This window comes from Nitratireductor sp. J20-h4 (assembly GCF_056780505.1).
In genome coordinates this window covers 2,045,018-2,062,934 of record NZ_CM165557.1, presented here as the reverse complement: position 1 = coordinate 2,062,934, position 17,917 = coordinate 2,045,018, and the positions used below count along the sequence as shown (strand labels likewise).

The 17,917-nt window shown below is 64.9% G+C and carries 24 protein-coding genes; 21 read left to right on the top strand and 3 right to left on the bottom strand.

The window, feature by feature from the left end; all coding sequences use genetic code 11:
* Positions 1–8: 8 nt before the first annotated feature.
* From rpsH to ACT2B0_RS09980, 21 genes are all read left to right on the top strand, one after another.
* Complete coding sequence (rpsH, locus tag ACT2B0_RS10080; RefSeq protein ID WP_106569153.1) at positions 9–407, top strand: 30S ribosomal protein S8; 399 nt, start codon at positions 9–11, stop codon at positions 405–407.
* Between the two features lie 39 nt (positions 408–446).
* Positions 447–980, top strand: a complete 534-nt coding sequence (gene rplF / locus ACT2B0_RS10075) for a 50S ribosomal protein L6 (RefSeq protein WP_473464256.1) — start codon at positions 447–449, stop codon at positions 978–980.
* 12 nt (positions 981–992) lie between these two features.
* A complete protein-coding gene (gene rplR, locus ACT2B0_RS10070) occupies positions 993–1,352 on the top strand; it encodes a 50S ribosomal protein L18 (protein ID WP_473464254.1) in 360 nt (119 codons plus the stop codon).
* A gap of 81 nt (positions 1,353–1,433) precedes the next feature.
* On the top strand, positions 1,434–1,991 hold the full coding sequence (gene rpsE, locus ACT2B0_RS10065; protein WP_473464251.1) for a 30S ribosomal protein S5: 558 nt from the start codon (positions 1,434–1,436) through the stop codon (positions 1,989–1,991).
* 31 nt (positions 1,992–2,022) lie between these two features.
* Positions 2,023–2,223 (top strand): 50S ribosomal protein L30, encoded by a 201-nt coding sequence (gene rpmD / locus ACT2B0_RS10060; RefSeq protein WP_473464249.1) that lies wholly within the window; start codon positions 2,023–2,025, stop codon positions 2,221–2,223.
* A 19-nt stretch (positions 2,224–2,242) separates the two neighbouring features.
* The gene (gene rplO / locus ACT2B0_RS10055) at positions 2,243–2,716 is read left to right on the top strand and encodes a 50S ribosomal protein L15 (protein WP_473464246.1); all 474 of its coding nucleotides are present in this window, start codon (positions 2,243–2,245) and stop codon (positions 2,714–2,716) included.
* A 140-nt stretch (positions 2,717–2,856) separates the two neighbouring features.
* Positions 2,857–4,197, top strand: coding sequence for a preprotein translocase subunit SecY (gene secY, locus ACT2B0_RS10050; RefSeq protein ID WP_473464244.1), 1,341 nt, complete (start codon positions 2,857–2,859; stop codon positions 4,195–4,197).
* Positions 4,194–4,790, top strand: a complete 597-nt coding sequence (locus tag ACT2B0_RS10045) for an adenylate kinase (protein WP_473464241.1) — start codon at positions 4,194–4,196, stop codon at positions 4,788–4,790. Before secY ends, ACT2B0_RS10045 begins: the two co-directional genes overlap by 4 nt.
* Before the next feature lie 190 nt (positions 4,791–4,980).
* Positions 4,981–5,349, top strand: coding sequence for a 30S ribosomal protein S13 (gene rpsM, locus ACT2B0_RS10040; RefSeq protein ID WP_473464239.1), 369 nt, complete (start codon positions 4,981–4,983; stop codon positions 5,347–5,349).
* A 119-nt stretch (positions 5,350–5,468) separates the two neighbouring features.
* Positions 5,469–5,858: a 30S ribosomal protein S11 gene (rpsK, locus tag ACT2B0_RS10035; protein WP_106569162.1), complete on the top strand. Its 390-nt coding sequence runs from the start codon at positions 5,469–5,471 to the stop codon at positions 5,856–5,858.
* Between the two features lie 103 nt (positions 5,859–5,961).
* Complete coding sequence (locus tag ACT2B0_RS10030; protein WP_473464236.1) at positions 5,962–6,972, top strand: DNA-directed RNA polymerase subunit alpha; 1,011 nt, start codon at positions 5,962–5,964, stop codon at positions 6,970–6,972.
* A 43-nt stretch (positions 6,973–7,015) separates the two neighbouring features.
* Positions 7,016–7,447 (top strand): 50S ribosomal protein L17, encoded by a 432-nt coding sequence (gene rplQ, locus ACT2B0_RS10025; RefSeq protein ID WP_156712466.1) that lies wholly within the window; start codon positions 7,016–7,018, stop codon positions 7,445–7,447.
* Between the two features lie 255 nt (positions 7,448–7,702).
* Positions 7,703–9,214 (top strand): DegQ family serine endoprotease, encoded by a 1,512-nt coding sequence (locus ACT2B0_RS10020; RefSeq protein WP_473464233.1) that lies wholly within the window; start codon positions 7,703–7,705, stop codon positions 9,212–9,214.
* Between the two features lie 18 nt (positions 9,215–9,232).
* Positions 9,233–10,546 (top strand): replication-associated recombination protein A, encoded by a 1,314-nt coding sequence (locus ACT2B0_RS10015; protein WP_473464231.1) that lies wholly within the window; start codon positions 9,233–9,235, stop codon positions 10,544–10,546.
* Positions 10,543–10,962 carry a hypothetical protein gene (locus tag ACT2B0_RS10010; protein ID WP_473464228.1) on the top strand — a complete coding sequence of 140 codons (420 nt, stop codon included), beginning with the start codon at positions 10,543–10,545 and terminating at the stop codon, positions 10,960–10,962. Before ACT2B0_RS10015 ends, ACT2B0_RS10010 begins: the two co-directional genes overlap by 4 nt.
* Positions 10,963–11,000: 38 nt before the next feature.
* Positions 11,001–11,333, top strand: a complete 333-nt coding sequence (locus ACT2B0_RS10005) for a hypothetical protein (RefSeq protein ID WP_481658478.1) — start codon at positions 11,001–11,003, stop codon at positions 11,331–11,333.
* Positions 11,334–11,363: 30 nt separating this feature from the next.
* The gene (locus ACT2B0_RS10000) at positions 11,364–11,930 is read left to right on the top strand and encodes a flavodoxin domain-containing protein (protein ID WP_473464223.1); all 567 of its coding nucleotides are present in this window, start codon (positions 11,364–11,366) and stop codon (positions 11,928–11,930) included.
* A gap of 127 nt (positions 11,931–12,057) precedes the next feature.
* Complete coding sequence (crcB, locus tag ACT2B0_RS09995; protein ID WP_473464221.1) at positions 12,058–12,435, top strand: fluoride efflux transporter CrcB; 378 nt, start codon at positions 12,058–12,060, stop codon at positions 12,433–12,435.
* A 43-nt stretch (positions 12,436–12,478) separates the two neighbouring features.
* On the top strand, positions 12,479–13,462 hold the full coding sequence (locus ACT2B0_RS09990) for an RluA family pseudouridine synthase (RefSeq protein WP_473464218.1): 984 nt from the start codon (positions 12,479–12,481) through the stop codon (positions 13,460–13,462).
* Positions 13,459–14,379 carry a DMT family transporter gene (locus tag ACT2B0_RS09985; protein WP_473464215.1) on the top strand — a complete coding sequence of 307 codons (921 nt, stop codon included), beginning with the start codon at positions 13,459–13,461 and terminating at the stop codon, positions 14,377–14,379. The genes ACT2B0_RS09990 and ACT2B0_RS09985 overlap by 4 nt, the downstream gene beginning before the upstream one ends.
* Positions 14,380–14,419: 40 nt before the next feature.
* Positions 14,420–15,208: an ATP12 family chaperone protein gene (locus ACT2B0_RS09980; RefSeq protein WP_473464213.1), complete on the top strand. Its 789-nt coding sequence runs from the start codon at positions 14,420–14,422 to the stop codon at positions 15,206–15,208.
* Positions 15,209–15,232: 24 nt separating this feature from the next.
* Here the strand turns inward: ACT2B0_RS09980 and ACT2B0_RS09975 are convergent, their stop codons facing one another.
* From ACT2B0_RS09975 to ACT2B0_RS09965, 3 genes are all read right to left on the bottom strand, one after another.
* On the bottom strand, positions 15,233–15,592 hold the full coding sequence (locus tag ACT2B0_RS09975) for a YggT family protein (RefSeq protein ID WP_473464210.1): 360 nt from the start codon (positions 15,590–15,592) through the stop codon (positions 15,233–15,235).
* 72 nt (positions 15,593–15,664) lie between these two features.
* On the bottom strand, positions 15,665–17,476 hold the full coding sequence (locus tag ACT2B0_RS09970; protein WP_473464208.1) for a sodium:solute symporter family protein: 1,812 nt from the start codon (positions 17,474–17,476) through the stop codon (positions 15,665–15,667).
* 10 nt (positions 17,477–17,486) lie between these two features.
* A complete protein-coding gene (locus ACT2B0_RS09965; protein WP_473464206.1) occupies positions 17,487–17,762 on the bottom strand; it encodes a DUF4212 domain-containing protein in 276 nt (91 codons plus the stop codon).
* Between the last annotated feature and the right edge of the window lie 155 nt (positions 17,763–17,917).

Genomic DNA, 17,917 nt, shown 5'->3' with positions numbered 1-17,917 from the left:
GGCGTGCGATGTCCATGAGTGATCCTCTCGGCGATATGCTGACCCGCATCCGCAACGCCTACGGCCGCAAGAAGAACACGGTGTCCACACCGGCGTCCAAGCTGCGCGCCCGCGTCCTGGAAGTGATGAAGTCGGAAGGCTATATCCGCGATTACAGCCAGACCGACTTCGACAACGGCAAGTCGGAAATCGAGATCGAACTGAAATATTTCGACGGCGTGCCGGTGATCCGCGAGATCGCCCGCGTGTCGAAGCCCGGTCGGCGCGTTTACGTGTCGGCAAAATCGATCCCGCAGGTTTCCAACGGCCTCGGCATCTCGATCCTGTCCACGCCCAAGGGCGTGATGGCCGATCACGAGGCGCGCGAGAACAATGTCGGTGGCGAGGTCCTGTGCCAGATCTTCTGATCGGGCAGGGAAACGGAACAGGAAGACGAGGTCGGGAAAATGTCTCGTATTGGTAAGAAACCCGTGCCGGTGCCCGAGGGCGTGACGGCCAGCGTCGACGGTCAGACCGTCACCGCGAAGGGTCCGAAGGGCGAGCTCACCTTCGTCGTCAACGACGAAGTTCTGGTGAAGCTCGACGATGAGGGCATCAAAGTCGATCCGCGCGACCAGTCCAAGGACGCGCGCTCCAAATGGGGCATGTCGCGCACGATCATCGACAACATCCTCAACGGGGTGAAGAGCGGCTTTGAGAAGCGGCTCGAAATCACCGGCGTCGGGTACCGCGCAGCCATGCAGGGCAAGAACCTGCAGCTTTCACTGGGCTTCAGCCACGAGGTCGTCTATGAGGCGCCCGAGGGCATCCAGCTTTCGGTGCCGAAGCCGACCGAGATCGTGGTCAGCGGCATCGACAACCAGAAGGTTGGCCAGGTCGCCGCGGAAATCCGCAAGTATCGTGGACCCGAGCCCTATAAGGGCAAGGGCGTGCGTTATGCCGACGAGCGCATCGTGCGCAAAGAAGGCAAGAAGAAGTAAGGAAAGCAGGCCATGGCTTCGAAGCATCCCGCTCAGCGCCGCGCCGCCCGCGTTCGCCGTCAGTTGAAGGCGGTATCGGGCGATCGTCTTCGGCTTTCGGTTCACCGGTCGTCGAAGAACATCTACGCCCAGATCATCGACGATCAAAAGGGCCATACCGTCGCCGCCGCGTCGACGCTGGAAAAGGACCTCAAGGGGTCGCTCAAGACTGGCGCGGATTCTGACGCGGCCGCCGCCGTCGGCAAGCTGCTTGCCGAACGCGCCGTCAAGGCGGGCGTCAAGGACGTCGTGTTCGACCGCGGCGCCTATCTCTATCACGGCCGCGTCAAGGCGCTGGCCGAGGCGGCCCGCGAGGGCGGTCTGAGCTTCTGATCACCGCCCGCGCGGCCGGTATGACGCCGTGCGGGTCCTCAACTCCAACCGTGCTTCCGGAAAAGAACAAGGAACAGGAAAATGGCACAAGATCGTAGGGACGGTCGCAACCGTGATCGCGACGAGCGCGACAGCGAATTTGTCGACAAGCTCGTTCACATCAACCGCGTCGCCAAGGTCGTCAAGGGCGGCCGTCGGTTCGGTTTCGCCGCGCTCGTCGTGGTGGGCGACCAGAAGGGTCGCGTCGGTTTCGGCCACGGCAAGGCGCGCGAAGTGCCGGAGGCCATCCGCAAGGCGACCGAGAGCGCCAAGCGTGAGATGATCTTCGTGCCGTTGCGCTCGGGTCGCACGCTGCATCACGACGTCTCCGGCCGCCATGGCGCCGGCAAGGTGCTCTTGCGGGCGGCCAAGGCCGGTACCGGCATCATCGCCGGCGGTCCGATGCGCGCGGTGTTCGAGACGCTCGGCGTGCACGACGTGGTCGCCAAGTCTATGGGAACCTCCAATCCCTACAACATGGTGCGCGCCACGTTCGACGCGCTCAAGCAGCAGATGCATCCGAAGGACATCGCCGCTCAGCGCGGCATCAAATATTCGTCGCTTCAGGCGCGCCGCGGCACCGCCGCCGCCGAAGAATAGTCCGTCGATCGGCTGACTGAGGAGCAGGACAATGGCTGAGAAGAAAAGCGGCAAGACCGTTACGGTCGAGCAGACCGGCAGTCCCATTCGTCGCCCGGGCGCGCAGCGCGCGACACTGATCGGGTTGGGATTGAACAAGATGCATCGCCGGCGCACGCTGGAGGATACGCCCTCCGTGCGCGGCATGATCGCGAAAGTGCAACATCTCGTCCGCGTTGTGGGCGAGGCCTGAGCGGCGCTGGAGTATCGACATGAAACTCAACGAACTGAGTGACAAGGACGGCGCGACCCATTCGCGCAAGCGCGTCGGACGCGGCATCGGCTCCGGCCTGGGCAAGACCGGCGGGCGTGGCGTGAAAGGCCAGAAGTCGCGGTCGGGCGTGTCCATCAATGGCTTCGAGGGCGGCCAGATGCCGATCTACCGGCGCCTGCCCAAGCGTGGCTTCAAGGTTCCTTTCCCGAAGGAATTCAACGTTGTGTCGCTGGCGCGTATCCAGATCGCGCTCGATGCCAAGAAGCTCGACGCCAAGGACACGGTGACAGCCGAGGCGCTGGTCAAGGCCGGCGTGATTCGCCGCGTCAAGGACGGCGTGCGCCTGGTGTCGGACGGCGAACTGAAGGCCAAGGTCAACTTCGACATCGCGGGCGCCTCCAAGGCGGCCGTGGAGAAGGTCGAAAAGGCCGGTGGTTCCGTCAAAGTGCCGGAAAAGCCCGCGGCGGAATAGACCGGCACCCGGTGCGACCAATAGCGGCGGCCCAAGGCCGCCGCTTGCATCTTGGCTGGCCGGAGCCTATTTCGGGGCTTCGGCGACGCACGCCGTTCGCAACGAACGGACCCGCGGCGTGACGAAGCGGAGAATTTCCCATGGCATCAGCTGCTGAGCAACTCGCATCCAATCTCAATTTCGCCGCCTTCGCCAAGGCGGAGGACCTGAAAAAGAGAATCTGGTTCACGCTCGGCGCGCTGCTTGTCTACCGCCTCGGCACCTATATCCCCATTCCCGGTATCAATCCGGAAGCCTTCGCACAGGCCTTCGAGCAGCAGTCGGGCGGCGTGCTCGGCATGTTCAACATGTTCGCCGGCGGCGCAGTCGAGCGCATGGCGATTTTCGCGCTCGGCATCATGCCCTACATCTCGGCCTCCATCATCATGCAGTTGATGACGTCGGTGGTTCCGACGCTGGAACAGCTGAAGAAGGAAGGCGAGCAGGGCCGCAAGGTCATCAACCAGTACACGCGCTACGGAACCGTGCTGCTCGCCACCGTGCAGGCCTACGGCATCACGGTCGGGCTGGAGAGCGGGGCGAACATCGTCACCGATCCGGGCTGGTTCTTCCGTATTTCGGCCGTCATCACGCTTGTCGGCGGCACCATGTTCTTGATGTGGCTGGGCGAGCAGATCACCGCTCGCGGCATCGGCAACGGCATTTCGCTGATCATCTTTGCCGGTATCGTCGCCGGTCTGCCGTCCGCGCTCGGCGGCACGCTGGAACTCGGCCGTACCGGGGCGCTGTCGACCGGCATCATCCTGGCGATCATCGTGCTGGCGATCGCGCTTATCGCGTTGATCGTTTTCTTTGAGCGCGCACAGCGTCGGCTGCTGATCCAGTACCCGAAGCGTCAGGTCGGCAACCGCATGTTCCAGGGCGACACCTCGCACCTGCCGCTGAAACTCAACACTGCCGGCGTCATCCCGCCGATCTTCGCCTCGTCGCTGCTGCTTCTGCCGGCAACGCTGGCGGGCTTTTCCGACACGTCGACCCTGCCTGGCTGGGCCAATTCGATCCTGGCGACGCTCGGGCACGGTCAGCCGCTCTACATGATCTTCTACGCCTCGATGATCGCCTTCTTCGCGTTCTTCTACACCGCGATCGTGTTCAATCCGAAGGATACGGCCGACCAGTTGAAGAAGCATTCGGGCTTCATTCCCGGCTATCGCCCGGGCGAGCGGACGGCCGAATATATCGACTATGTGCTCACGCGCATCACGGTCGTCGGCGCGCTCTATCTCGTGCTGGTGTGTCTGGTGCCCGAGTTTCTGATTTCGGCGACCGGCGTGCCCTTCTACCTTGGTGGTACTTCCCTCCTGATCGTGGTCAGCGTAACACTCGACACCGTTTCGCAGGTCCAGGGACATCTGATCGCACATCAGTATGAGGGGCTGATCAAGAAATCGAAGCTTCGCGGAGGAAAGAGGGGTCGATGAGGCTGATACTGCTCGGTCCGCCGGGAGCGGGGAAGGGGACGCAGGCGCAAAGGCTTGTCGAAAGGCACGGCATTCCGCAACTGTCGACGGGAGACATGTTGCGGGCCGCCGTCAAGGCCGAAACCGATGTCGGGCGCCGGGCCAAGGCGGTCATGGACGCAGGCGAACTGGTTTCGGATGCGATCGTCAATGCGATTGTCGGCGAGAGGATCGATCAGCCGGACTGCGCGCGTGGTTTCATCCTCGATGGTTATCCGCGCACGCTGGCCCAGGCCGACGCGGTCGAGGCGATGCTGTGCGAGCGCGGCAAGGGGCTGGACGCGGTGATCGAACTCGTTGTTGACGACAAGGCCCTCGTCGGCCGGATCGTCAAGCGGGCCGAGGAGGCGCAGGCCGCCGGCCAGCCGCCGCGCAAGGACGACAACCCGGAAGTGTTCGACGAGCGCCTGCGTGAATATTACAAAAAGACGGCGCCGTTGATCGGCTATTACCACGCCAAGGGCAAGCTGGTCGGCGTCGACGGCATGGCTTCGATCGACGCGGTTACCGAGGCGATCGAGGCCGTTCTCCAGGAAATCGCGCCGGTAAGCTGAAAGACCGGTTGACGGGACGGGCTGCTTGGACTATAGCGGCGCGTCTCCCATCAGACAGACAGTCGGCTGGGCCGGTTCGGCTCGGCTTTGTTGTTGCATCTGAAGGGAACCTTCGCAGGGGCCGGGCTCCACCGGACGCGGAGCGATTGCACACAAGCGCCGGCATTGATCGGCCCACATGGAGATACAGATGGCTCGTATAGCCGGCGTCAACATTCCGACCAACAAGCGCGTCGTCATCGCGCTGCAGTATATTCACGGCATCGGCCCGAAATTCGCGGCCGAGATCGTCGCCAAGGCGAACATCCCGTCCGATCGCCGGGTCAACCAGTTGACCGACGCCGAGGTCATGCATATCCGCGAATCGATCGACCGCGACTATCAGGTCGAGGGCGACCTGCGGCGCGAAGTCTCGATGAACATCAAGCGTCTGATGGACCTGGGTTGCTATCGCGGCCTGCGCCATCGCCGCTCGCTGCCGGTTCGCGGCCAGCGCACCCATACCAATGCGCGCACCCGCAAGGGTCCGGCCAAGGCGATCGCAGGCAAGAAGAAGTAAGAGCGGGCAGGGCGGGTGCCGCCGGACCGGTTCCACCGGCCTGTGGCTGAGACCCGTCTGCCTCTCAAGGTGTAGCCGCTGGCATTACGGCGGCGTCGATATCGAACGAAAGGAACAAAATGGCCAAGGAAGCCGCTCGTGTTCGCCGCCGCGAACGCAAGAACATTTCGTCGGGCGTGGCGCATGTCAGCTCGACCTTCAACAACACCATGATCACCATCACCGACGCGCAGGGCAACACCATCGCCTGGTCGTCGGCCGGCGCGCAGGGTTTTAAGGGATCGCGCAAATCGACCCCGTTCGCGGCCCAGATCGCCGCCGAGGATTGCGCCCGCAAGGCGCAGGAGCACGGCATGCGCCAGCTCGATGTCGAGGTGAGCGGACCGGGTTCGGGCCGCGAATCGGCGCTGCGCGCGCTGCAGGCGGCTGGATTCACGATCTCGTCGATCCGCGACGTCACGGCGATCCCGCACAATGGCTGCCGCCCGCGCAAGAAGCGCCGGGTCTGACGCACGTCGACACCATGCCGCATGAGCGCCTTGTGCGCTCCTCCGCGGGTTCCAGATCGCCCGCCACGATTGGATGGTGGCAGGGTACCGGAAGGACAAACACATGATCCAGAAGAACTGGCAGGAACTGATCAAGCCCAACAAGATCGAGTTCTCGTCCAAAAACAAGACGGTGACGACGCTTGTCGCCGAGCCGTTGGAACGCGGCTTCGGTCTGACGCTCGGCAATGCGCTGCGGCGCGTGCTGTTGTCGTCGCTGCGCGGCGCCGCGGTGACCGCCGTCCAGATCGACGGCGTCCTGCACGAATTCTCCTCCATCGCCGGCGTGCGTGAGGACGTCACCGACATCATCCTCAACATCAAGGAAATCGCGATCCGGATGGAGAGCGACGGTCCCAAGCGCATGGTCGTGCGCAAGCAGGGGCCGGGTGTCGTCGTGGCCGGCGATATTCAGACGGTCGGCGATATCGAGGTTCTCAACCCCGATCACGCGATCTGCACGCTCGACGAGGGCGCGGAGATCCGTATGGAGTTCACCGTCGATACCGGCAAGGGCTACGTGCCAGCCGAGCGCAATCGCGCCGAGGACGCGCCGATCGGGCTGATCCCCGTCGACAGCCTGTACTCGCCGGTCAAGAAAGTGTCCTACAAGGTCGAAAACACCCGCGAGGGCCAGGTTCTCGACTATGACAAGCTGTCGATGACGCTGGAGACCGACGGGTCGATCACCGGCGAGGACGCGGTGGCGTTTGCTGCCCGCATCCTGCAGGACCAGCTCGGCCTGTTCGTCAACTTCGAGGAGCCGCAGAAGGAAGTCGCCCAGGAACAGGTGACCGAACTGGCCTTCAACCCGGCCCTTCTGAAGAAGGTCGACGAGCTGGAACTGTCGGTGCGTTCGGCCAACTGCCTGAAGAACGACAACATCGTCTATATCGGCGACCTGATCCAGAAGACGGAAGCCGAAATGCTGCGCACGCCGAATTTCGGGCGCAAATCCTTGAACGAGATCAAGGAAGTTCTGGCCGCCATGGGCCTCCATCTCGGCATGGAAGTGCCGGACTGGCCGCCGGACAATATCGAAGATCTCGCGAAGCGCTACGAAGATCAGTATTAAGAGCCGGCAGGTCCGGACAGTTTGGATTTGAAGGAGAAGGCTCATGCGCCACGGACGTTCCGGCCGCCGGCTGAACCGCACCGCAAGCCACCGCAAGGCCCTGTTCACAAACATGGCCGCCTCGCTCATCGAGCATGAGCAGATCACCACCACCTTGCCGAAAGCCAAGGAACTGCGTCCGATCGTGGAGAAGCTCGTCACGCTCGGCAAACGCGGCGATCTGCATGCCCGGCGCCAGGCGATCTCGCGCGTGGGCAGCGACAAGCTGGTTCAACGCCTGTTCGACACCATCGCGCCGCGCTACGCCGAGCGCAATGGCGGCTATCTGCGCATCATGAAGGCGGGTTTCCGCCATGGCGACAACGCGCCGATGGCGGTGATCGAGTTCGTCGACCGCGACGTCTCGGCCAAGGGCGCCGCCGATCGCGCCCGCGTCGAAGCAGAGGAAAAGGTCGAGGAGACCGAGGCCGCGTAAGCGCACACGGTCAGTCGCGGAAGTGCAGGAAGGGGCCGTTCGGCCCCTTTTTTGCGTGCGCGATAGAGTATTCGTTCTCATAAACGCGAGCACCGGCCACAGCGCCGCGATCAGGTCGCGGGCCGCGCGGCCTGGTCGGTCGGAATGCCGGCTGCGCACAAAGATGCCCGGTGCGGCCCCTGCGGTCCCGGATCGCCTTCCAATTTGCACAATCAAGGTGACAATGCGACGAGTGCCGTGATGGAGGATTCGTTGATGCACAAATTTATGGCCGCCGTGATGGTTTCGTTGGCGGTTGCCGCCCTGATGCCGCTTGGCGCCGCCGTGCCTTTGCATGCGCAGGAGGATGCCGGCGGCCTGCGCGGCCTTTTGAACGAACTCCTGCCCGGCCGGGACGGGCCGGATGACAAGGCGGCCGCGGAATCCGGCCAGGCCCAGAGCGGGCCCGAGCGCCGGGTGCCGTTCGCGCGCCAGGACATTCAGCTTTCCTTCGCGCCGCTGGTGCGCGAAACCGCGCCCGCAGTCGTCAATGTCTATGCCAAGCAGGTCGTGGCGACGCGTTCGCCCTTTGCCGGCGATCCGTTCTTCGAGCAGTTTTTCGGCCGGCGTATGCCGCCCCGGGTGCAGTCATCGCTCGGCTCGGGCGTGATTGTGGATCCCTCCGGTATCATCGTGACCAATTATCACGTCATCGGCGAGGCGGACGACATCAAGGTGGCGCTGTCGGACGGCCGCGAATATGAAAGCACGATCCTGCTCAAAGACGAATCGCTCGACCTGGCGGTGATGAAGATTGAGGCCGATGCGGCGTTTCCGGCAATCGGTATCGGCGATTCCGATGCGCTGGAGGTGGGCGATCTCGTGCTGGCGATCGGCAATCCGTTCGGCGTCGGTCAAACGACCACCAGCGGCATCGTGTCGGCGCTGGCGCGCAACCATATCGGCATTGTCGATTTCGGGTTCTTCATCCAGACGGACGCGGCGATCAATCCGGGCAATTCGGGCGGGGCGCTGATCGACATGGCCGGCCGCCTGGTCGGCATCAACACGGCGATCTACAGCCGCACGGGCGGCTCGATCGGCATCGGGTTCGCCATTCCCTCCAACATGGTGCGCGCGGTGGTGGAAGCCGCCCGTCAGGGCGAGGACCATTTCGAACGGCCTTTCGTGGGGGCGCAGTTCGAACCCGTCACCGCGCAGATCGCCGAGGCGCTCGGCATGGAGCGCCCGGCCGGCGCCCTGGTAACGGCGGTCGACGTGGACGGCCCGGCGGCGACGGCGGGGCTCAAGCCGGGAGACGTGGTGCTGGCGCTCAACGGCGCAGCGATCGAGCATGTCGACGCGCTCGGCTATCGTCTGGCCACGCAGCCGATGGGCAGCGCGGTTGCTTTCGACGTCCTGAGCCAGGGCGCGAAGCGCAAGCTTACGGTGACGCTGGCGCGGGCGCCGGAAGGCAGCGGCGGCGGCCCGGTCGAGATCGCCGGCGAGAGTCCGTTTGCCGGCGCCAGCGTGGCCGCTTTGTCGCCGCGCCTTGCCCGGCGCCTGCGCCTGCCGGCGCGCACGACGGGCGTGGCGATGGTCGAGGTGCCGCGCGGATCGCCTGCGGCCGGGTTCGGGTTCCGGCCGCGCGACATCGTGCGGGAAGTCAACGGTGTGCCGATCGATACGGTCGAGGCGCTGGTCTCCGCGGCGGCCGAAAACACGCGCTGGTGGCGCTTCACCGTCGAGCGCGACGGACAGTTGCTGCGCCAGATGCTGCGTTACTGACGGGGTGGTGCGCGCCGCATGGGGGATCTGTTTAAGACCGAGGAGGCACCGAAACGCGAGCCGGCCCGCCCGCTCGCCGATCGGCTGCGGCCGCAAAAACTCGCCGACGTCGTCGGCCAGGAGCATCTGACCGGGCCGGACGGCGCGCTGACGCGACTGATCCGCTCGGGTTCGCTCGGCTCGATGGTCTTCTGGGGGCCGCCCGGAACCGGCAAGACCACCGTGGCGCGCCTGCTTGCGGGCGAGACCGGGCTCGCCTTCGAGCAGATTTCGGCGATCTTTTCCGGCGTCGCCGATCTCAAGAAGGTGTTCGAGGCGGCGCGGCTGCGGCGCGCCAACGGCCATCAGACCTTGTTGTTCGTCGACGAAATCCATCGCTTCAACCGCGCCCAGCAGGATTCCTTCCTGCCGGTGATGGAAGACGGCACGGTGATCCTCGTCGGCGCAACGACGGAAAACCCGTCCTTCGAGCTCAACGCCGCGCTGTTGTCGCGGGCCAGGGTTCTGGTGTTCAAAGCGCTCGACGCGCAGGCCCTGGCGCTGCTTCTGACACGAGCCGAGACGATCGAGGAGCGACCGCTGCCGCTTGATGAGGACGCGCGCGCCGTGCTGACGCGGATGGCCGACGGCGACGGCCGCGCCGTGTTGACGCTTGCCGAGGAGATCTGGCGCGCGGCGGGCGCGGACGAGGTGTTCGACGCGGCTGCCTTGCAGGAAATAGTCCAGCGCCGCGCCCCGATCTACGACAAGGGCCAGGACGGGCATTACAATTTGATCTCGGCGCTGCACAAATCGGTGCGCGGCTCCGATCCCGACGCCTCCCTTTATTATCTCGCGCGCATGTTCGATGCCGGTGAGGACCCGCTTTATATCGGCCGGCGGCTGGTGCGCATGGCAAGCGAGGATATCGGCCTGGCCGATCCCCAGGCGCTCGTCGTCGCCAATGCGGCCAAGGACGCCTACGACTATCTCGGTTCGCCCGAGGGCGAACTGGCCTTGGCTGAGGCCTGCGTGTATCTGGCCACCGCGCCGAAATCGAACGCCGTCTATACCGCCTTCAAGGCGGCGATGCGCGACGCCAGGCAGCACGGCTCGCTGATGCCGCCCAAGCATATCTTGAACGCGCCGACCAAGCTGATGAAGGCGGAGAGCTATGGCGGCGGCTATCTCTACGACCACGACCAGGACGACGCGTTTTCCGGTCAGGACTATTTTCCCGAACGGATGGGGCGCCAGACCTATTACGACCCGCCCGAGCGCGGCTTCGAGCGCGATATCCGCAAACGGCTCGACTACTGGGCCAAGTTGCGTCGGGACCGTTCGGGCGGATGAACGGGAACGACGCCGACATCGCCGGAACCGGTCGCCGTGGCGACAGGCTCGGCGATGTCGACCTCGTGCTGATCGATTCCATCACCCAGATATCGCCCGCGGATGCCGGCAAGGTTGTGGTGACCGGCTCGCATGGCGGCGTCAGCGCGGCGCGTTTCGCGGCGGCGGTCGCAGCCAGGCTCTACGTCTTCAACGATGCCGGCATCGGCAAGCAGCGGGCCGGGATTGCCGGGCTCGACCGGCTGGCGCGCGCGGGCATCGCCGCCTGCGCGGTCGCCCACGACACGGCGCGCATCGGCGAGGCAGACGATAGTCTGGCCGGCGGCGTCGTCTCGGCCGTCAATCGTCCGGCCGCCGCGCTGGGTCTGCAAGTCGGCGCTCGCCTGCGCGACCAGCTGGCGGCGCTGGGGCGGTAAATAATCTGTCGACCGCTTGACCGGGATCAAGGACGTCCGTGGCCGAAACCGTCATCGTATGGGCGGTTTTCGGAGAACGAGCCTTGGCTTTCAGAGCGTTGATCACGTCGCTGCTCGTTGGGGGCGCCTTGACGTTGCCGGCCGTGGCGCAGTCCACCGATCCGGCATGGCTGGACGAGATCACGCGCGCCATCGCGGCCGAAAAACAATGCGAGGTCGGCTATTTCATCGCCGCGCGCGAATACGATCTTGGCGGTCGGCGCGTGTTCGAGGCGCGGGTTCAGTGCGTTGACGGGCGCCAGTTCGACGCCTCGCGGACCGAACCCGATACCGACTTCACCTTCCAGGCTTGCGCGGTGCGAGTCTGCTGACCCTTCCGAGATCAGGAAAGGAACAGTCGCATGCATGTCATCGTCATCTACGGAACGGTCGAGGGCCATACGCGCAAGATCGCGCGCAACGTCTCGGCGACCATCCAGAGCCTCGGCCATCAGGTCACGGTGTTCGACGCCGGCGACCTTGGCGATGCCGATCTCGACCTGGCCGACGCGGTCATCGTGTGCGCGCCGGTCCATATGGGACAATTCCCGAGCGCGATCGCGCATTGGCTGACCACGCACGATACCGCACTTGCCGATCTGCCTGGCGCCTTCATCTCGGTGTCGCTGGCCTCCGCATCGCCGTTTCCCGAGGAACACGCCGAGATCCAGAAGATCACCCAGACGTTTTTCGATCAGACCGGCTGGCATCCGGCGATGGTGCACCAGGCGGCCGGCGCGTTGCGCTACCCGCGCTACGATTTCCTCAAGCGTCTGTTGATGAAGCACATCGCCTATCGCGAGGGCGGGCCGACCGACGTGACCAAGGACCACGAGTTCACCAACTGGAACGCGCTCGCCGCCTTTGTGACCGGCTTCGTCGCGCACTGCAGCGACGATCAGGCCCCGACCAAGCGGCAGGCGGGGTGAGGACGGCGGAGACGGCGCGTTTCGATCGCTGGCGGGACGCTGACGGGCGGTCGCCAACCCTGTGGCCGGTTCGACAACCCGACGTGCCCGATTGACTTAGGGCCGGCGATGGCCAAGGTGTCGCCGCATGAAGGATATCGCCATCATCGCGGCCGGCGGCGCCATCGGTGCGTCGTTGCGCCATCTGACCGGAATGCTGTTTCTGCGCCTGCTGGGGCCCGGCTTTCCCTGGGCGACGCTGACCGTCAACATTGTCGGCGGTTTCGCCATGGGGCTGTTCATCGAGTTGCTTGCCCGTCGCGTCGGTGCACCGATGGAGTTGCGCCTGTTCGTGGCCACCGGCCTTTTGGGCGGCTTTACCACGTTCTCGGCCTTTTCGCTCGAAGTTGCGCTTTTGTGGGAGCGCGGCGCCATCGCTCTGGCCGCGCTTTACCTGGCCGCCAGTGTGATCGGCGCGGTCGGCGCGCTGTTTTGCGGATTGTGGCTCGCAAGAACCCTTGCCTGATGGTAAGTGCGCGGCTTGAAACGGACATGACCGGCGACAGGCGATGGCGGGCGTAGAGCAGATCACGGTGGAAAGCGGCGAAGCCGGCATGCGGCTCGATCGCTGGTTCAAGACGCATTTCCCCGGCCTCGGTTTCGGGCAGCTGCAAAAGCTGCTGCGCTCGGGCCAGATCCGGGTCGATGGCGGCCGGGTGAAATCGGACACGCGCGTCGAGCCGGGGCAGGTGGTGCGGGTTCCGCCGCTTGCCGTCGACCGCAAGGGGGAGGCGCCGCTGACGCAGCGCACCATGCGCGACCGCAGCGACGCCGATCTCCTGTCGAAGATGCTGCTTTACGAGGACCCGCAGGTCTTTGTCTTCGACAAGCCGTCCGGCCTGGCGGTGCAGGGCGGTTCGGGCGTGTCGCGCCATCTCGACCAGATGCTGGAGGCCTGGCGCAGCAAGAAGGGCGAAAAGCCCCGGCTGGTGCATCGCCTCGACCGCGACACGTCGGGCGCCGTGGTGGTGGCGCGCACGCGCCTGGCGGCGATGCGGCTGGCCGAAGCCTTTCGCGGGCGTGACGCCAAAAAGACCTACTGGGCGCTGGTCAAGGGTGTGCCGCGCAAGCGCGAGGACCGGATATCATCCTGGCTCGTCAAGGAACAGACACCCGACGGCGACCGCATGCGGGTTGCCCGGCATGGCGAAGCGGGGGCCGACCATGCGATCTCGCACTATCGGGTCATCGAACAGGCCGGCATGACGCTGTCCTGGCTGCAGATGGAGCCGTTTACCGGCCGGACCCACCAGCTGCGTGTCCACGCCGCCTCGATCGGCTGCCCGATCATCGGCGACCCCAAATATTTCGAGGCCGACCAGAACTGGGAGTTGCCGGGCGGTATCCAGAACCGGTTGCACCTGCACGCGCGCCGGATCGTGATTCCGCACCCGCGCAGCGGAATGATCGACGTGTCCGCGCCGCTGCCGCCGCATATGGTGCAGAGCTTCAACCTGCTCGGTTTCGACGAAAACGAGGCGCCGGACCCATGAGCGGCGTCGCGCAGCCCGTCGAACGGCACGGCGCGATCGACGCCTCTGCGGCCGGATTGATGATCGTGCTCACCTTCTCGTGGGGGCTGAACGGGGTTGCCGCCAAGCTGGCGGGTGTCGGCTACAGCCCGGTCATGCTGACGGTCTTGCGCTCGGCAATCGCGGCCTTGTGCGTGTACGGCTGGTGCCGCTGGCGCAGGGTCGCGCTGTTCGAGCGCGACGGCACGATGTGGCCGGGCATTCTGGCGGGGCTGCTTTTCGGCGGCGAATTCGTGCTCTTGTTCTGGGGTCTGGACTATACCAGCGTCGCACGCAGCGCGCTGATGCTCAACACCATGCCGTTCTGGGTGCTGGTGGGCGCACATTTCCTTCTCGGCGAACGCATGTCGATGCTGAAGCTCGCAGGGACTGTGCTGGCCTTCGGCGGCGTGGTCCTGGTCTTTTCCGACAAGCTCAGCGCCCCCGGTCCGACCGCCGTCCGCGGCGACATCATGTGCCTGATCGCCGGCGCGCTCTGGGGCGCAACGGTGCTGGTGGTCCGCAAAAGCAGCCTGGCCGCGGCGAGCCCGGAAAAGGTGCTGCTCTACCAGCTTGTTGTGTCAGCGCTGATGGCCGTGCCGCTGCTGGCGGTCTCGGGTCCCGCCCTGCGTGAGGTCACGGCTCTTGCGAGCGGCGCGATGCTGTTTCAGGCCATCTACGTCGTCGCACTCACCTATCTGGTCTGGTTCTGGCTGGTGCGGCGCTACCCGGCCGGCGCGCTTGCCAGTTTCGCCTTTCTGACGCCGGCTTTTGGGGTCATTCTGGGCGGCCTGCTGCTTGCCGAACCGGTTTCGGTGCGCATCGTGGCCGCGCTTGGCATGATCGCGGTCGGTATTGTGCTTGCCAACCGGCCGTCGCGGCGCCAGCCGCGAGGCTGAGCCGCCTCAACCGTTTTTCTTTTTGCCGATGGACAACATCATGCGCGACATACTCAACGATCTCGACGACGAACGCGGTCTGGCCGGGCCCGATCCGATGAAGCGGGCGCAGGAAAAGATGCGCCAGCCTTTGCCGAAGCGCTTCTACACGCAGGCCACCGTGTCGGTCGGCGACAGCGGCCACGAGGTGCGGCTCGACGGCAAGCCGGTGCGCACGCCGGGCAGGGCGCTGCTTGCGCTGCCCAATGCGGCGGCGGCCGAACTGGTGGCCGGCGAGTTCGCCGCGCAAGGCGAGATCATCGATCCGATGACGATGCCGGTGACGCGCATCGCCAATACGGTGATCGACGGCGTCGCGCATGATCCGCAGGCGGTGCTGGAGGATATTCTGCGCTTCGCCGCGTCGGACCTGGTGTGCTACCGGGCCGGCAACCCGGAACGGCTGGCCGCGCTGCAGGCCGAGGCCTGGGACCCGGTGCTCGACTGGGCGCTGACGCGGCTGGGCGCGCGTTTCGTGCTTGCCGAGGGGGTGATGCATGTCGAGCAGCCGCGCGAGTCGATCGCCGCGGTTGGTGTCCATCTGCGCGCGCGCAGCGATCCTTTCCGGCTCGCCTGCCTGCATGTGATGACAACGCTGACCGGTTCGGCGCTGATCGCCCTGTCGCTCGAGGATGGCGCCATCGATCTCGACCATGCCTGGGCAGGGGCGCATGTGGACGAGGACTGGAACATCGCCCAGTGGGGCGAGGATGCCGAGGCGGCGCGCAAGCGCGCCATGCGCTTTGCCGACATCGCCGCCGCCCACGCGCTTATGGCGACCCTCGACTGAACCGGCGGCCGCGCCGGCCTTTCTTCAGCCGCCGCCGAACATCCGGTAGAGCGCCCGCGCGATTTCCCCTTCCAGCGGGAAGGACAGCATGCCCATGACCGAATAGCCCAGGAGCCAGGGCATCAGGTAGAAGCGGATCATGTAGAAGAACCAGGCAACGAAGACCGGCACCAGCGGTTCGAGCAGAAAAGACGGCGTGATCGGGCGGAACAGGCGCAGGATCGGGTTGGTCGCCCGCACGAAGAATTTCATGAAAAAGAAGTCGGAATCCTCCGGCAAAAAGACGTTCATCGCCGCTCGCCCGATCAGCGTCCACATGACGATGCCGAGCAGGTAGTCGATGACGATCACCCAGAGGGGGAAGGCCGCGAATGTGTGGTCCATGCCGAAAGGGTCCGTTGCGCGAAAACGCGGGGACGGGAGTTGTTCCCGTCCCCGCGCGCAGTGTGCGTCAAGTCAGTGCTTGGCCGCAAGAATGGCCGGCCCGGTCGGCACCCGGGTTTCGTCGACCATGCGCTGGGTTTCCTCGTCCGGCGCCGGCGTCAGCAGGGTGACGACGACCATGGCCACGAGGCTGGTCGCCATGCCGACGATGCCGAAGCGCAGATGGTCGAGACCCATCCACGGCGTGCCGCCGGTATAGACGTAGTAGAGATAGGCCGAGCCCGAGGCGAAGCCCAGGACCATGCCGGCGATCGCGCCGGGCGTGTTGGCCCGTTTCCACCACACGCCGAGCGCCAACGGGAAGAACAGGCCCGATGCCGCGAAGCAGAATGCCCAGGCCACAGCTCCCAGAATGCCGGTCAGCTGCATCGACGCGATCAGGGCCGCCGCCGCGCCGATGACGACCAGGAGCACGCGGGCCACGATCAGCCTGACGGCGGTGTCCGCCTTCGGGTCGATGATCTTGTAGTAAAGATCGTGGCTAAGCGCGTTGGCGATCGCCAGAAGCAGACCGTCGGCAGTCGACATCGCCGCCGCCATGCCGCCGGCCGCAACGAGGCCGGAGATGACGTAGGGCAGGCCGGCGATTTCCGGCGTTGCCAAAACGACGATGTCGGGCCGCATGAAGAACTCGTTCAGTTGCAGGATGCCGTCGCCGTTCTGGTCGACGACCGATAGGAAGCCGACGCTGGACCAGTTCTGGATCCAGGCCAGGTTCTGCACCTCCTCGATCGACTTGCCGATGATGGCCGTCGGCAGGCTGGGATCGAGCAATTGCAGTTTCGTCAGCGTGGCGAGCGCCGGTGCGGTGAAGTAGAGCAGGAAGATGAACAGCAGCGACCAGGCCACCGATTTGCGCGCCGCCCGCACCGACGGCGTGGTGAAGTAACGCATGAGGATGTGCGGCAGCGATGCCGTGCCGGCCATCATGCAAAGAGCCAGCGTGACGAATTTCCACTCCGCCAGATCGCCGACCGGCCCGGTATGGGGCGTGGTCAGCACCGACAGGCCGGGGACGGCCTCGGCCGGCGGATTGAGCCCGTATTGCGTTTCGAGCCCGGCTATGGTGGTCGCCGCCTCGCCATAGGTGAAGTGCGGAATGATGCCGAAACCCTGCGCGTTCGACATCCAGATCACCGGCACCAGATAGGCGATGATGAGCACGATATACTGCGCCACCTGGGTCCAGGTGACGGCGCGCATGCCGCCCAGCATCGAGCACAGCAGGATGCCGAGCAAGCCGAACCACACCCCGTAAGAGAAGGGAATGTGCAGGGCGCGGGCGGCGATCGTGCCGGTGGCGTTGATCTGTGCCGTCACATAGGTGAACGACGCCACCACGAGGACGACGACCGCGCAGAAGCGGGCCAGATTGCCGCCATAACGGGTGCCGACGAAGTCGGGCACGGTGTAGCAGCCGAACTTGCGCAGATAAGGCGCCATCAGCGAGTTGACGAGCACGTAGCCACCGGTCCAGCCGACGATGAAGGCCATGTAGCCGTAACCGCCGAAATAGATACCGCCGGCGAGCGCCACGAAGGACGCGCCCGACATCCAGTCGGCCGCCGTGGCCATGCCGTTATAGACCGCCGGAACCTGGCGGCCGGCGACATAGTAGGCGTCGACCTCCATCGTGCGCGACAGCCAGCCGATCAGCGCGTAGATGGCGATGGTGAAGGCGACGAACAGGATACCGATCGTGTCGGCGCCAACCCCCATTTGCTCGAGGATCGCCATCAGGATGATGAAGGCGATGAAGCCGCCGGTGTAGATGCCGTAGACGCGGCCGATATTGTCTAGAAAATTTCCCTTGATCATGGCCATGATACGCCTCCTATTCGTCGGCTACGCCGAATTCTTCGTCGATCTGGTCCTGGCGCCAGTTCTGGAAGAAGATGAGAACAACGAAGGCGATCAGCGAGCCTTGGGCGATCATGTAGTAGCCAAGCGGAAAGCCCAGGAAATTGACGCTGTTGAGCGAGCTGACGAACCAGGGGATGACAAGTGAGAAGAAGAACCAGAGCACGAGCACGACGATCGTCAGGCTCCTGGTTTTCGACCAATAGCGATCCCGGGCTTCGTCGCTCAGTTGAGCGTGTTCGCCGGACATGGTGTTTTCCCTCCCTACATTGTGCTGGCAGCATTGGCTGCGAGCGGGCTCATCACGGAATCCCGGCCGGGACTCACACCGATGATCGGGCAGGATCGGCTATCGGCAAGACAATGGAAATTGAGACATTGGTCGTATTCATCGGTTGTGGACGG

Excerpts from the sequence above, each read along its gene's own strand:
- rpmD (WP_473464249.1), top strand. The coding sequence starts at position 2,023 with ATGGCTGAGAAGAAAAGCGGCAAGACCGTTACGGTCGAGCAGACCGGC.
- ACT2B0_RS09970 (WP_473464208.1), bottom strand. The coding sequence starts at position 17,476 with ATGGCCATGATCAAGGGAAATTTTCTAGACAATATCGGCCGCGTCTAC.
- rplO (WP_473464246.1), top strand. The coding sequence starts at position 2,243 with ATGAAACTCAACGAACTGAGTGACAAGGACGGCGCGACCCATTCGCGC.
- ACT2B0_RS10030 (WP_473464236.1), top strand. The coding sequence starts at position 5,962 with ATGATCCAGAAGAACTGGCAGGAACTGATCAAGCCCAACAAGATCGAG.
- rpsM (WP_473464239.1), top strand. The coding sequence starts at position 4,981 with ATGGCTCGTATAGCCGGCGTCAACATTCCGACCAACAAGCGCGTCGTC.
- ACT2B0_RS10015 (WP_473464231.1), top strand. The coding sequence starts at position 9,233 with ATGGGGGATCTGTTTAAGACCGAGGAGGCACCGAAACGCGAGCCGGCC.
- ACT2B0_RS09965 (WP_473464206.1), bottom strand. The coding sequence starts at position 17,762 with ATGTCCGGCGAACACGCTCAACTGAGCGACGAAGCCCGGGATCGCTAT.
- ACT2B0_RS10020 (WP_473464233.1), top strand. The coding sequence starts at position 7,703 with ATGCACAAATTTATGGCCGCCGTGATGGTTTCGTTGGCGGTTGCCGCC.
- rplQ (WP_156712466.1), top strand. The coding sequence starts at position 7,016 with ATGCGCCACGGACGTTCCGGCCGCCGGCTGAACCGCACCGCAAGCCAC.
- rpsH (WP_106569153.1), top strand. The coding sequence starts at position 9 with ATGTCCATGAGTGATCCTCTCGGCGATATGCTGACCCGCATCCGCAAC.
- ACT2B0_RS10000 (WP_473464223.1), top strand. The coding sequence starts at position 11,364 with ATGCATGTCATCGTCATCTACGGAACGGTCGAGGGCCATACGCGCAAG.
- ACT2B0_RS09980 (WP_473464213.1), top strand. The coding sequence starts at position 14,420 with ATGCGCGACATACTCAACGATCTCGACGACGAACGCGGTCTGGCCGGG.
- ACT2B0_RS09975 (WP_473464210.1), bottom strand. The coding sequence starts at position 15,592 with ATGGACCACACATTCGCGGCCTTCCCCCTCTGGGTGATCGTCATCGAC.
- ACT2B0_RS10045 (WP_473464241.1), top strand. The coding sequence starts at position 4,194 with ATGAGGCTGATACTGCTCGGTCCGCCGGGAGCGGGGAAGGGGACGCAG.
- rpsK (WP_106569162.1), top strand. The coding sequence starts at position 5,469 with ATGGCCAAGGAAGCCGCTCGTGTTCGCCGCCGCGAACGCAAGAACATT.
- ACT2B0_RS09990 (WP_473464218.1), top strand. The coding sequence starts at position 12,479 with ATGGCGGGCGTAGAGCAGATCACGGTGGAAAGCGGCGAAGCCGGCATG.
- ACT2B0_RS09985 (WP_473464215.1), top strand. The coding sequence starts at position 13,459 with ATGAGCGGCGTCGCGCAGCCCGTCGAACGGCACGGCGCGATCGACGCC.
- rplR (WP_473464254.1), top strand. The coding sequence starts at position 993 with ATGGCTTCGAAGCATCCCGCTCAGCGCCGCGCCGCCCGCGTTCGCCGT.
- ACT2B0_RS10010 (WP_473464228.1), top strand. The coding sequence starts at position 10,543 with ATGAACGGGAACGACGCCGACATCGCCGGAACCGGTCGCCGTGGCGAC.
- crcB (WP_473464221.1), top strand. The coding sequence starts at position 12,058 with ATGAAGGATATCGCCATCATCGCGGCCGGCGGCGCCATCGGTGCGTCG.
- rpsE (WP_473464251.1), top strand. The coding sequence starts at position 1,434 with ATGGCACAAGATCGTAGGGACGGTCGCAACCGTGATCGCGACGAGCGC.
- secY (WP_473464244.1), top strand. The coding sequence starts at position 2,857 with ATGGCATCAGCTGCTGAGCAACTCGCATCCAATCTCAATTTCGCCGCC.
- rplF (WP_473464256.1), top strand. The coding sequence starts at position 447 with ATGTCTCGTATTGGTAAGAAACCCGTGCCGGTGCCCGAGGGCGTGACG.